At 70.5% G+C, this 12,602-nt stretch carries 13 protein-coding genes; 6 read left to right on the forward strand and 7 right to left on the reverse strand.

What is annotated here, in order from left to right:
- The first annotated feature begins 157 nt into the window (after nucleotides 1-157).
- The 3 genes from ACZ44S_RS28165 to ACZ44S_RS28175 all read left to right on the forward strand — a co-directional run bounded on the left by ACZ44S_RS28165 (nucleotide 158) and on the right by ACZ44S_RS28175 (nucleotide 2,497).
- Nucleotides 158-646 (forward strand): carboxymuconolactone decarboxylase family protein, encoded by a 489-nt coding sequence (locus ACZ44S_RS28165; RefSeq protein ID WP_466933969.1) that lies wholly within the window; start codon nucleotides 158-160, stop codon nucleotides 644-646.
- Nucleotides 647-1,097: 451 nt separating this feature from the next.
- Nucleotides 1,098-1,529 (forward strand): hypothetical protein, encoded by a 432-nt coding sequence (locus ACZ44S_RS28170; protein ID WP_466933785.1) that lies wholly within the window; start codon nucleotides 1,098-1,100, stop codon nucleotides 1,527-1,529.
- A 134-nt stretch (nucleotides 1,530-1,663) separates the two neighbouring features.
- Nucleotides 1,664-2,497, forward strand: a complete 834-nt coding sequence (locus ACZ44S_RS28175; protein ID WP_466933971.1) for an SDR family oxidoreductase — start codon at nucleotides 1,664-1,666, stop codon at nucleotides 2,495-2,497.
- Between the two features lie 345 nt (nucleotides 2,498-2,842).
- Here ACZ44S_RS28175 and ACZ44S_RS28180 read toward each other — a convergent pair whose 3' ends face one another.
- The 5 genes from ACZ44S_RS28180 to ACZ44S_RS28200 all read right to left on the reverse strand — a co-directional run bounded on the left by ACZ44S_RS28180 (nucleotide 2,843) and on the right by ACZ44S_RS28200 (nucleotide 8,749).
- A complete protein-coding gene (locus ACZ44S_RS28180; RefSeq protein WP_466933787.1) occupies nucleotides 2,843-3,175 on the reverse strand; it encodes a deoxyxylulose-5-phosphate synthase in 333 nt (110 codons plus the stop codon).
- A gap of 109 nt (nucleotides 3,176-3,284) precedes the next feature.
- Nucleotides 3,285-5,666, reverse strand: coding sequence for a beta-xylosidase/alpha-l-arabinosidase (locus ACZ44S_RS28185; RefSeq protein ID WP_466933789.1), 2,382 nt, complete (start codon nucleotides 5,664-5,666; stop codon nucleotides 3,285-3,287).
- Nucleotides 5,663-6,481, reverse strand: a complete 819-nt coding sequence (locus ACZ44S_RS28190) for a carbohydrate ABC transporter permease (RefSeq protein ID WP_466933791.1) — start codon at nucleotides 6,479-6,481, stop codon at nucleotides 5,663-5,665. Before ACZ44S_RS28190 ends, ACZ44S_RS28185 begins: the two co-directional genes overlap by 4 nt.
- Nucleotides 6,478-7,434, reverse strand: a complete 957-nt coding sequence (locus ACZ44S_RS28195) for a carbohydrate ABC transporter permease (RefSeq protein ID WP_466933792.1) — start codon at nucleotides 7,432-7,434, stop codon at nucleotides 6,478-6,480. Before ACZ44S_RS28195 ends, ACZ44S_RS28190 begins: the two co-directional genes overlap by 4 nt.
- A gap of 10 nt (nucleotides 7,435-7,444) precedes the next feature.
- Nucleotides 7,445-8,749: an ABC transporter substrate-binding protein gene (locus ACZ44S_RS28200; RefSeq protein ID WP_466933794.1), complete on the reverse strand. Its 1,305-nt coding sequence runs from the start codon at nucleotides 8,747-8,749 to the stop codon at nucleotides 7,445-7,447.
- A gap of 138 nt (nucleotides 8,750-8,887) precedes the next feature.
- Between ACZ44S_RS28200 and ACZ44S_RS28205 the strand changes: the two genes are divergently transcribed.
- A complete protein-coding gene (locus ACZ44S_RS28205; protein WP_466933796.1) occupies nucleotides 8,888-9,937 on the forward strand; it encodes a LacI family DNA-binding transcriptional regulator in 1,050 nt (349 codons plus the stop codon).
- A 15-nt stretch (nucleotides 9,938-9,952) separates the two neighbouring features.
- Here ACZ44S_RS28205 and ACZ44S_RS28210 read toward each other — a convergent pair whose 3' ends face one another.
- Nucleotides 9,953-10,288, reverse strand: a complete 336-nt coding sequence (locus ACZ44S_RS28210) for a DUF6343 family protein (protein WP_466933798.1) — start codon at nucleotides 10,286-10,288, stop codon at nucleotides 9,953-9,955.
- A gap of 144 nt (nucleotides 10,289-10,432) precedes the next feature.
- On the opposite strand from ACZ44S_RS28210, the gene ACZ44S_RS28215 reads away from it, so the two are divergent.
- On the forward strand, nucleotides 10,433-10,867 hold the full coding sequence (locus ACZ44S_RS28215; RefSeq protein WP_466933800.1) for a DUF2267 domain-containing protein: 435 nt from the start codon (nucleotides 10,433-10,435) through the stop codon (nucleotides 10,865-10,867).
- A 15-nt stretch (nucleotides 10,868-10,882) separates the two neighbouring features.
- Nucleotides 10,883-11,527 carry a dienelactone hydrolase family protein gene (locus tag ACZ44S_RS28220; RefSeq protein ID WP_466933802.1) on the forward strand — a complete coding sequence of 215 codons (645 nt, stop codon included), beginning with the start codon at nucleotides 10,883-10,885 and terminating at the stop codon, nucleotides 11,525-11,527.
- A 51-nt stretch (nucleotides 11,528-11,578) separates the two neighbouring features.
- On the opposite strand, the gene ACZ44S_RS28225 is transcribed toward ACZ44S_RS28220, so the two are convergent.
- Entirely contained in the window at nucleotides 11,579-12,583 is a 1,005-nt protein-coding gene (locus tag ACZ44S_RS28225; protein ID WP_466933804.1) for a polysaccharide deacetylase family protein, read from the reverse strand.
- Between the last annotated feature and the right edge of the window lie 19 nt (nucleotides 12,584-12,602).

Raw genomic sequence — 12,602 nt, forward strand, 5'->3', positions numbered from 1 at the left:
TTCGCTCCCGACGCTGCCACGTGCACAGGACGCCGGCCCGCCCGGTTCTGTGACATCCCCGCCCCGTGGCACACGTCACACCGCCGTCCCGTCACAGGGTTCCGGGCACCGGCATCTCGTGTTCGTCAAGCACAACGCCACGAGTGAGGAGCCGACGATGGACGCCCGGTTCAACCTGTTCGAGAACCCGATCGCCGCCAGGTTCGCCAAGCGGTTCGCAGGCGCCGGCCTGGTGATCCACGACTCGCCGCTGCCGAAGGCCACGCAGGAGCTGGTGTCGCTGCGCGCCAGCCAGATCAACGGCTGCGGTCACTGCATCGACATGCACGTCAAGGAGGCCGCGGCCGCCGGGGAGAGCGCGGTCCGGCTGCACCTGGTCGCCGCCTGGCGCGAGTCCACCGTGTTCACCGAGGCCGAGCAGGCCGCGCTGGCGCTCGCCGAGGAGGGCACCCGTCTCGCCGACGCCCACCAGGGCGTCTCCGACGAGACCTGGGCCCTGGTGCGCAAGCACTACGACGACGACCAGACCGCCGCACTGGTCGCCCTGGTCGCCCTGATCAACGCGGCCAACCGGCTCGCGGTGATCGTCCACCAGAAGGGCGGCTCGTACGAGGCCGGCATGTTCGCGGCCGCACTGGCGGACTGACGACCGATCGGCCGGTGGACCGGCCCCGGCTGCTGACGCGGGGCCGGTCCGAGCGGGCGACTGGTGCGTGCCCATCGGGGCGCGCTGTGCGCGACCGGCCGAGGATCGCGACACCCTGCCGACGCCGAATCCTCCCGGGGGGCCGTCGGCGCGCGGTGCATGCCCCCTGGTCGCTCCCGTCCGTCCTCCGACCAGCGTATGACGGTCCCTCAGCTCCATGGGCCACTTCCCCGTGGGCGCGTACGCCTGCAGACGCACACATGCCGCCCTGGGGTCTGATGTGGCGGCGCCGGGCTGCGTGACAGCCTCCGAGCTGTCGCACTCGGTCCGCAAACAGGGAACCCACCTCATGACTACCGACGCCATGCCCCGCGCCTCCGCACGTCCTATGACCGCTGCGCCTGTCCCCCCATGGGCACGACGCGCGGCGGCCGCGGTCCTATGGACATCCATGCCGTCGGCGCTGTGGCGGTTCGCCGTGGTGCTCGGTGTTCCGCTGGGGCTCGCCGAGTCCGAGTACGACGCGATGCTCATTCCCGGCTGGGGATATCTCATCGTGCCGCTGCTGTCCGTGCTGCAGGAGGCGCTGGCTTTCCTGACGTTGGGACTGGTGCGGCCGTGGGGCGAGGTATGGCCGCGGTGGGTCCCGCTCCTGCACCGACGCCGCATCCCCGTGCTCGTCGCGGCCGTACCCGCAGCGCTGGGCGCACTCGCCTGCACGGTCTACGGGGTGCTCTTCGTATGGACGACGCTGCACGCCGACATGGCGATCACGCCGTGGGGCGAATGGGTGATGACCATGTGTTATGTGCCGATAGTGGCATGGGGACCGCTGTTGGCCGTCGTCACCGTGCACTACTGCCGGCGTCGCACACTCCCTTGATCACATGAGCCAGGGGGACCGAAGGTCCCGACTTCACCGGCCCCGGACGCCCCCCTTCCGGTTGACCTGAATCGCGGTTGAGGTCCTAGCGTGCGGCAGACGTGATCACCGGCCGACGGCAGGAGAAGACGACGATGATCCTCGTGACGGGTGCCACCGGAAACATCGGCAGCGCTCTGATACGGCAGTTGCACGGGTCCGGCGCCTCACCCGTGCGAGGCCTGACCCGTGACGCCGCACGGGCCTCGTCCCCCGGCGGAGTCGAAGCCGTCGAGGGTGACCTCGCCCGCCCCGCCTCGCTGAAGCCGGCGCTGGACGGGGTGCGTTCTCTGTTCCTCGTGCCAAGCATGGGCGCGGACGCGGACGTTCTCGCTGCCGCCCGGCAGGCGGGAGTGGAGCACGTGGTGCTCGTGTCCTCCATCACGGTACGCACCCATCCGCACCTGACCGCCGCCGCAGAGAACCTGGCCGTCGAGCGGCTGCTCCGGGACAGCGGGATGAGCTGGACGATCCTGCGCCCGACGCAGTTCGCGTCGAACGCCCTGTGGTGGGCGGAGTCGATCCGGGAGCACCGGGCGATCCGGGTGCCCTATGCGGACATCGGGCTTCCCGCCGTCCACCCCGCCGACATCGCGGCGGTGGCCCGAACGGCACTGACCGAGCCGGGGCACCGCGGACGGACGTACGCGCTGACCGGGCCGGCACGGATCACACCCCGGCAGCAGGCCCGCGCGATCGGGACGGCCCTGGGGCACGAGGTGTCCGTCGAGGAGATCGGCAGGGAAGAGGCCCACCGGCAGATGGCCCCCTTCCTGGGGGACCGGACCGCGCACGCGGTGCTCGACCTGATGGGCGGGGACGTCAACGACGAACTGCTCATGGTGCACGACACGGTTCCGTCCGTCACCGGCTCCCCTGCCAGGCCCTTCGCCCAGTGGGCCGCGGAGAACATCGCCGCGTTCCGCTGACGGCCCCGACGGGACAGCAGGGGCGTGGAAGTCAAGGCTTCCGACCGCCGGCCGCTTCACAAACCGTGGGTCAGCAGTTGGTCGATCCAGCTCGTCACCCGGTACCTCACCGCGTGCCGGCGGTTGCAGTACCGGCGCCACCGGCGCTGCATCAACGGGCGGTCGCACCACTTGCACATCTGGCTCACGGCCCCCATCCCATCATGACGCGGCGTAGAGGTCGCCGCGGCCGTTGCGACGGCCACTACCCGCCGGAGGCAGAGGCGTGCGCGGCGGTCCATGCCGGCCACACGATCAGCAGGTCCGGCAGGAATCAAGTCCTCTGGAGGACCGCCGTGTTGACCGTCACGGCAGCTCCGGGCGTATCAGGGCCCTGGCGAACGGCTCGCCCGTGCGGCGGGCGTACGTCATGCGCTCGCGGACCTCCCTCAGGGTGCGCGGACGGTATCCGGGCCCACTGCAGCAGCTCTTGTGGAAGTGGACGCCGGCGTGGAGGAGAACGGACAGCGTGCGCCAGGCGGCGGTATCCCGTCGCGGGGGCGGCGCGAAGGCCGAACCCACGTGGATCAGCGGTTCCGCGCATCGGGGGCAGATCCGGTGCGGCCTGTCCCTGTCGTACGGCTGCTTGTACGCAGCCCGGCAGGGAAGACAGACGTAGGAACTCTTCGCATGGCCCATGCCGTCAGGGTAGGCGGCGGCCGCGCGTTGCTCGACGGAGTTTTCTGCCTGCCCAAGGCGCAGTCCCCGTCCGGCGGGCGCCGGACGGGGACTGCGTCGGGAAACCGGGTCAGGCCTGCGCCAACGGCTCCTGGGTGAACGTCGCGTGGAAGCGGCGGGTGTGGTTCACCTGGCGTTCGGCGCCCGTGAGGGTGACCGTCGCCGTCAGGCGGGTGTCGGTGCTCGACGCGGCCAGGCGCAGCTCCAGGTCCCCGGGTTCGACGACCCGGCGGCCGTCGCGGCCGGTGAAGGACGCGACGTCGGCGGGGACCGTGACGCGGACCCGCCGGGACTCGCCCGGCTCCAACTCCACCCGGGCATAGCCGACCAGGCGCTGCACCGGCTGGACCACGGACGCGACCGGGTCGTGCAGGTAGAGCTGGACGACCTCGGTGCCTGAGCGGTCACCGGTGTTGCGGACGGTGAGGTCGAGGGTGAACTCGCCGTCCGTCGGGGCCTGGTGCGCGTCCACGGCGAGGTCGCTCCAGGCGAACGTCGTGTACGTCAGGCCGTGGCCGAAGCCGAACGCCGGGGTCGGGTCGATGTTGGACACCTCGCTGACCTGGGCGAGCCGTGCACCGAGGTAGGTGGTCGGCTGGGAGCCCGGCCCGCGCGGCACGCTGACCGGGAGCCGTCCGGAGGGCGCCGTACGTCCGCTGAGCACACCGGCGATCGCCCGGGTGCCGGCGACGCCGGGGAAGAAGGACTGCACGATCGCCGCGGACTCGGCGGTGGCGCGGCCGAGGGCGTAGGGGCGGCCCGCGAGCAGCACGGTCACCACCGGCTTGCCGGAGTCGAGCAGCGCGTCCAGCAGCTGCTGCTGGGCGCCGGGCAGGGCGAGGGACTCGGCGTCGCAGCCCTCGCCGCTGGTGCCGCGGCCGAAGAGCCCCGCGCGGTCGCCGAGGACGGCGATGACGATGTCCGCCTCCCGGGCCGCGTCCACCGCCGCGCCGATGCCGGAGAGGTCCCCGTCGTCGACGCCGGTGCCGCGGGCGACGGTGATGTCCGCGTCCGGGAACTCGGCGGCCAGGGTGTCGTGCAGGGTGGGCAGGTCGATGCCGACCGGGACGTCCGGGTGCTGCACGCCCACGTGCTGGGGGAAGGAGTAGCAGCCCAGTACGGCGGTGCCCTCGGCGGCGTTGGGGCCGACCAGGGCGATGCGGCGGGGCCGGGCGAGCGGCAGGGTGCCGTCGTTGGTGAGCAGGACGACGGCCTTCTCGGCGATCTCGCCGGCCAGTTCCCGGTTCTCGGGGCCGTCCAGGTCGACCTTGCCGCGCAGCGCGTCCGGGTCGTCCAGGTCCGCGCCGTCGAGCGCGGGCGGCACCGGGCTCCAGTCCGGGTCGAGCAGGCCGAGCATCGCCTTCTGACCGAGGACCCGGCGCAGCGCGCGGTCGATGAGCGACTCGGGGACCCGGCCCTCGGCGACGGCCTCGGCGAGCGGTGCGCCGAACGTCTTGACGGTGGGCAGTTCGACGTCGACGCCGGCCTTGAGCGCGGCGCCCGCGGCATCCGCCCAGTCGCCGGCGATGCCGTGCAGGACCTTGAGGAAGGCGATGCCGAAGTAGTCGGCGACAACGGTGCCTTCGAAGCCCCAGGTGTCGCGCAGCAGCCCGGTCAGCAGGCTCTCGTCGGCCGCGGCGGGGACTCCGTCGGTGTCGGTGTAGGAGTGCATCACCGAGCGGGCGCCGCCTTCACGGATCGCCATCTCGAAGGGCGGCAGCAGCACGTCGGCCCGTTCGCGGGCGCCCATGGGCGAGGGGGCGAGGTTGCGTCCGGCGCGGGAGGCGGAGTAGCCGACGAAGTGCTTGAGGGTGGCGACGATCCCGGCGGACTCCAGGCCCTGGACGTAGGCGGTGCCGATGGTGCCGACGAGGTAGGGGTCCTCGCCGATGGTCTCCTCGACCCGGCCCCAGCGGGCGTCGCGCACGACGTCGAGGACCGGCGCGAGTCCCTGGTGGATGCCGACGGACCGCATGTCGCGGCCGATGGCGGCGGCCATGCGGCGCACCACGTCCGGGTCGAAGGTGGCGCCCCAGGACAGCGGCACGGGATAGGCGGTGGCGCCCCAGGCGGCGAAGCCGGCCAGGCACTCCTCGTGCGCGACGGCGGGAATGCCGAAGCGGTTGGCCCCGGTGATGCGGGACTGGGTGCGCAGCAGGGAGAGCGCGCCGAGTGCCGGGTCGACGGGGGCGGTGCCGAAGGGGCGGGTCAGCTGGCCCAGTCCGCTGGGGAGCAGCGCGTCGAGGTCGACGGCCTCCTCCATGTCGTGCTGGTGGGGGGCCACTTCACCGCCGTTGGCGGACGCGCCGACCCACACGCCGTACAGCTGGGCGATCTTCTCGTCCAGCGTCATCGCGGCGATGAGCGCGTCGACTCTGTCGGCGACGGGGCGGTCGGGGTCGTTCCAGAGGGGGATTTCGGGGGTGGTCTCTACGGCCACGTCGGCAGTCACTTTCCTCCGACGCCCATCAGACCCTGGACCAGGGCGCGACGGGCGAACAGGTAGACGAGCAGGATGGGCACCATGGAGAGCACCACGGCTCCGAGCAGACCGGGGATGTCGATGCCGTGTTCGGTCTGGAAGTTGTACAGACCCAGGGTGACGACCTTGCTGGAGTCGGACTGGGTCAGGACGAGCGGGAACAGGAAGCCGTTCCACGCCTGGAGCGCGGAGAAGACCACGATGGTGGACAGTCCGCCCCGCGACAGCGGCAGGACGAGCTGGAAGAACTGGCGCCGCGGGCCGGCCCCGTCCATGGCCATGGCCTCGTACAGTTCCGGCGAGATGTCGCGCATCGCGCCGCTGAGGATCAGCGCCGACATGGGCAGACAGAACGCGGCCGTGGGCAGGATGACGCCGAGCAGGTTGTCGTACAGCCCGGCCTCGCTGATCAGGTAGAACATCGGCACGATGACGGCCTGGGCGGGGATGGCGAGCCCGAGCAGGAACAGCCGGAAGATCGCCGACGTGGCGCGGCCGCGGCTGCGGACGATCGCGTAGGCGAGCGGCGGTACCAACAGCAGCACGATGCCGATCACGCAGGCGGTGACGACGAGCGTGTTGAAGAAGTACTGGCCGAATCCCGAGTCGAAGGCGCCGGTGTAGTTGTCCAGCGTGAAGGTGTCCGGGATGGAGATCGGGCCGTTCTCGGCGTAATCCTGGCGGGTGCGCAGGGTCGCGGCGAGCAGCACGTACAGCGGAAGGCCGACCAGGAAGAGCCAGATGAGCGATCCGGCGCCGGCCACGTAGTTCGGTCGGCGCCTCATGACACACCTTCCATGGAGCTGCGCATCTTGTCGTAGCCGGAGACCCGGACGACGATCAGCGAAATGATCGTGGCCGCGACGACGAGGACCAGGGCGATCGCGGAGCCGGTTCCGTAGTCGAAGCTCTTGAACGCCTTGTCGTACATGTAGTAGGCGCTGATGGTGGTGTCGGTGCCGGGGCCGCCCTGGGTCAGGATGAGGACCGTCTCGAACGTGGTGAGGCCGCCGACGATCATCAGGATCATCGAGGTGATCATCGCGTTGCGCAGCTGCGGCAGGGTGATGTGGAAGAACTGCCGGTAGCGGCCGGCTCCGTCGATCTCCGCGGCCTGGTAGAGGACGTGGGGGATCGCGCGGGCGGCGCCCTGGTAGATCAGGGTGTGGAACGGGGTGAACTGCCAGGTGCTGACGAACGCCAGGACACCGATGGCGGTGGCCTGTTCACCGAAGAGGTTGCCGTCGCCGAACAGCCAGGTGGCGTCGGCGGGAATGCCGAAGTTCGGGTCGAGCAGCGCCCGCCACAGCACGGAGACGGCTGTCGCGGAGAGCAGGAGCGGAATGAAGTAGATGACGGACAGTACGGCCCGGTTGCGCTGGTGGCCGGCGGCCCAGACGCCGAGCAGGATGCTCAGCGGTGTCTGGAGGACGACGCCGAGCACGGTCAGCAGCAGGGTCAGCCAGATGCTCTTGACCATGACGGGGTCGTCCATCAGGCGCGACCAGTTGTCCATGCCGACGAACTGGGGCGAGCTGAGTCCGTCCCAGGTCATGAAGGACAGCACCGCGACCATGATCAGCGGGACGATCGCGAAGAGGGCGAAGAACACTGCGGCGGGCAGCGCCCAGGCGAAGCCGGGGCGGCCCACCTTCGTTGCGGACGAGGCGGGCGGCCGCCGCCGGGACCCCTTGCGGGGGCCGGCGGCGGACCGGGCGCTCGTGATCTGTGTGGTCATGAGCCGTTCGTCACTCGGTGGGGAGGGCCTGCATGGCCTTGATGAAGCCGTCCGTGTCGAGCTGTCCGTTGAAGAACTGCTGGACGGCCTTGTGCATGTCCGAGCTGGCCTTCTGCGGGTACGCCTGGTCCCAGGACAGCTGGAACGACGGGGCGTCGGCGACCAGGTCGTACTGGAAGCGCGAGTACTCGGGAGAGCCCGCCGTCTCGATGAACTCGTCGGTGTTGGTCGTGGTCGGCAGGTTGCCGATCTCCAGCTGCGCCTTGACGAAGTCGTCGGAGTACATGAGCTTCAGGAACTCGGCGACGGCCTCGGGGTGCTTGGTCTTCTTCATCACCGAGTAGTAGTTGTTGGTGTTGCCGGCGACGTTGGCCGGGTCACCCTTGCCGCCCTCGACGGTCGGGAAGGCGCTGTAGCCGAGGTCCTTCTCGGCGAAGTCCTTGTGGTCCGTGAGCTGCTGGGAGTAGTACCAGGAGCCCATCAGCTCGAAGCCGGCCTTGCCCCCGGCCACGAGCTGGACCGAGCCGCCGTTGGTGTACTTGACGGAGTCGTAGTTCTTGCCGAAGGCGCCGGCGTCGACGAGCTCCCTGATCATGTTCAGGGCCTTCTTGCTGTCCGCGCTCTCCCAGGCGCTCTTGTCGCCCCCGACGGCCTTCGCGAACAGTTCCGGTCCTGCGATGCGGTCGTAGAGGTACTGGAACCACATCTGCGTCGGCCAGACGTCGCCGCCGCCGAGCGCGATCGGCGTGACGCCCTCGTCCTTGAGCTTCTCCACCGCGTCGAGCAGCTCGTTCCAGGTCTTCGGCGGCTTGACGCCCGCCTTCTTGAGGACGGCCTTGTTGTGGAAGAGCAGGACCGGCTGGGTGCCGCGCATCGGGATGCCGTACGGCTTGCCGTCGACGACCGCGTTGTTGAAGACGGACGGCAGGAACTTGTTCTCCAGGTCCGGGTTCTTCTTGATGAAGTCGTCGAGCGGCAGCAGGAGATCGGCCTTGACGAACGGCTTGATGCTGCCGCCGCCCCAGTTGAAGAAGACGTCCGGGGCCTGGGGGGTGTTGATGATGGTCTGAAGCTTCTTCTGGTAGTCCGCACCGGGGATGGTGTCGAGGACGACCTTGACGTCGGACGTCTTGTTGAACGTGTCGACGATCCGCTTCTCGACCTTGTTGGTCGCGTCCCCGTAGACCAGGACATGGATCTTGCCGTCGTCCCCCGACGCCCCGCCGTTCCCGTCACCGCATGCCGACAGGCTGAGTGCCAGGGCGAGCGTCGCACCGCAGGCGACCAGTCTGGGCAAGCGCGCACGTGTCTTCATCGTTCGCCTTTCGAAAGTTTCGGCGCCATCACCGAAAGTCCATGCCGTGGGACAGTAGGTCAGACGAGACTTTCGGTCAACGGTCGAGGACTTACGCACCCAAACTGTTATCGTCGCGCGGTGCCGTATCCTGCGTGTATGCACGATGATGACGAGACGGGCGGCAGAGTCACCCTGGCCACGGTAGCGAAAGAGGCCGGCGTTTCGATGCCGACAGTTTCGAAGGTGCTCAATGGCCGATCGGATGTCTCCAGGGCCACCCGGGCCAAGGTGGAACGCCTGCTGGAAGTGCACGGCTACCGCAGGCGCGCCCAGCCGTCATCCCGCTCCCCGCTCATCGAAATCGTGTTCCACGAGCTGGAGAGCATCTGGGCGATGGAACTGATCCGGGGCGTGGAGAACGTCGCCAAGGAGAACCGCGCGACAGTGGTGCTCACCGAGAGCGGCACCCGGCACACCCCCGCGCCCGAGTGGCTGCCCGGCGTGCTGCAGCGCAGGCCGCTGGGCGTCGTGCTGGTCTTCTCCTCGCTCCCGGGAGACATCAAGCGCCAGCTCAGGGCGGCGGCCATCCCGTTCGTCGTCATCGACCCGGCAGGCGACCCCGACCCCGACGTGCCCTCGGTCGGCTCGGCGAACTGGGCCGGCGGACTGGCCGCCACCCGCCATCTCACCGACCTCGGCCACCGGCGGGTCGCGATCATCACCGGCCCCGAGGACATGCTCTGCTCGCTGGCCCGCCTCGACGGCTACCGCTCCGCCATGGCGATGGCGGGCCTGGAGACCGACCCCCGTCTGATGCGCTTCGGCGACTTCCACGTCCAGAGCGGCTTCGAACACGCCATGGAACTCCTGGACGGTCCCGACCGGCCGACGGCCGTCTTCGCGGGCAGCGACCTCCAGGCGCTCGGCGTCCTGGAGGCGGCCCGGGTCAAGGGCCTGCGCGTCCCGGAGGACCTGTCGGTGGTCGGCTACGACGACGTGCCGCTGGCGCAGTGGTCCAGCCCGCCCCTGACCACGGTGCGCCAGCCGCTGCGGCACATGGCCGAGGAGGCGGCCCGCATGCTGCTGCGCCCGGACCGCCCGGACGACCCCGGGACGGCGGCACAGCGCATCGAGCTGGCGACCCACCTGGTGGTACGGCTGAGCACGGCTCGCCATGAAGAGGAGCGAGACCCCGAGGGCAGCTGACGCACCTCGCGGCGGTCAGCGGGCGGTGCCCCGCTCCAGCCGCAGACGGCGCAGTACGACGAGCAGGTCCGCCAGTGCCGTCAGCGCCAGCACGCCGCAGACCACGGCCAGGAAGGTCAGCGGCCCGCGGCCGGGGCTGTCGCCGGGGCCGGCGTCCGCGGCCCACACGGCGAACAGGGCGCAGCCTCCGAGGAAGAGCGGCAGGAAGATCCCCGCGAGCAGCAGGCGCAGCCGCAGCGGGCTCCGGGCGGTGACCGGCTCGGTGCCCGTCCGGGGGGTACGACGGCCGATCGTGCCGGAACGCGCCCGGGAGACACCTTGCCGGGTCCGGTCGGTACGCTCGTCCCGCACGCCGCACACCTCCTCGTCCGCGTTCGCAGGGGCCGGGTAGCCCTCCGCGACGAGAGCAAACGGGCGTCCGTTGGTCCGGGCCCGTTTCCGGGTACCCGGCCCTCGACCATCGCGGATCAGCGCACCATGAGGAAGGACCGCCTCATGCAGCACGATCAGATCATCGGAAAAGTGCAGGCCCTGACTCGGCTGCCGGACCGGGGATCCGCCGAAATGGCGACCCGCGCGGTGCTGACGACGCTGGCCGAACGGCTGCCGTCCGGGCTGACCGATCATGTGGCCGCCCAGCTGCCTCCCACCCTGGCCGCCCCCATGCGACAGGCGAGGGACGCCGCCGGCGAGGGGGCCGAGGGGCCGGCGACCACCTCGGGTGAGCGCTTCGGCCTGACCACGTTCGCCGGCCGGATCGCCGGCCGTGCGGAGACCGACGAGGACGCGGCCCTGCGGGAGGCGGCCGCCGTACTGGAGGTGCTCGACGCCGCGCTCACCCCGGAGCTGACGGAGAAGGTGGCCGCCGCGCTGCCCAAGGACATCGGCAGCCTGCTGCCCGTCGGCCGGGCGGGCGAGGACGCCCGCTGAAGGAGGTGACCGCACATGGTCTCCGAATCCGTGACGGTTCCCTCGGGTGGGGCGGCCTTGGCCGGTGACCTCGAGATTCCCGTCGGGGTGGGCGGGATGGTGCTGTTCGCCCACGGCAGCGGCAGCTCCCGGCACAGCCCCCGCAACCAGGCCGTGGCCACCGCTCTGCAACTGGCCGGGTTCGGCACGCTGCTCCTCGACCTGCTGACCGAACAGGAGGAGATCGAGGACGCGGCGACCGGCCGGCACCGTTTCGACATCGGTCTGCTGGCCCGGCGGCTCGCGGACGCCGTCGACTGGCTGGAACAGCGCCCGGACACAGCGGACCTGCCGGTCGGCCTGTTCGGGGCCAGCACGGGAGCCGCGGCCGCCCTGGTGGCGGCGGCCGAGCGTCCCCAGAGGGTCTCGGCGGTCGTGTCGCGGGGCGGACGCCCCGACCTGGCGGAGGACGCGCTGGCCCTGGTCTCGTCCCCGGTGCTGCTCATCGTGGGCGGTGACGACACGACGGTCCTCGACCTCAACAACCGGGCCGCCGAGCAGTTGTCGGCCGCACCCCACCGCATCCATGTCGTGCCCGGCGCGACCCATCTCTTCTCCGAGCCGGGTGCATTGGAGGCGGTGGCGGACCTGGCCGCGGACTGGTTCCGTGAGCATCTGTGACGGGGCATGCGGCGAGCCGCGGCGCACACCACGCCGCGGCTCGCCCCTCGATCAGCCGGTGCTGCACGAGACCGTCGGCCAGTTCCAGTTGCCGTTGGTCTGGATCGTCACCCCCCAACGGTTGCCGCTGCCGTTGGACTTGGCGACGAGCGTCTGGCTGTCGGGGTAGGAGGCGCTGACGTTCCAGGTCGCGGAGACCTTCGCCGGGGACGGCACCTTCATGGTCACGGTCCAGTTGTCCGAACCGCTGACCGCGACGTCGAGGTTGTAGCGGTCACCCCAGCGGCTGCCCGCCGACAGCGTCGCGGTGCACGAGGTGCCGCCGCCCCCGCCGTCTCCTCCCCCGCCGCCGGAACCGTCGGGGGCCACCGCGCGGCCTGTCTGCGGGGAGATCATGCCGGCGCACAGTCCCCGGGACGCCAGGTTCTGCGCGATGCGCGGAATCGCGGCGATGGTGTTGGCCGGCCAGTCGTGCATCAGGATGACCTGGCCGTCGGTGAGCCGGGAGGCCGCCTGCACGATGGCGTCGGTGCTCGCGTTGTTCCAGTCCTGCGAGTCGACGTCCCAGATGACCTCGGTCAGGCCGTACTTGGCCTGGACCGTGCGCAGGGTCGAGTTGGTCTCGCCGTAGGGCGGCCGGAACAGCTTCGGTGTGCCGCCGCCGGCGTTGGCGATCGCCTGCTGGGTACGGGCGATCTCCGAATCCATCTGTGACTGGCTGAGCTGGGTCATGTGGGGGTGGGTGTAACTGTGGTTGGCGACCCACATGCCCGCGTCCACCTGGGCCCTGACCAGCGAGGGGTTGGCGGCGGCGTACTGGCCCTGGTTGAACATCGTGGCCCGCAGCCCGTTCTGCCTGAGCGCGTTGAGCAGATTCATGGTGGAGCCGGTGGACGGGCCGTCGTCGAAGGTGAGTCCGACGTAGCCGTTGCAGGCGGCCGCCCGCGCCGGTGTGGCGTTGACGGTCGAGGTCACGGTGCCTGCCACGGTGAGTGCGGCGGCGGCCAGCCCGGTGACCAGGTACCGGGTGACCGGCTGTCGCTTCTTGGTGCTCATGTGAGGATCCTCCTCGTAC

Source organism: Streptomyces malachitofuscus (genome assembly GCF_055571035.1).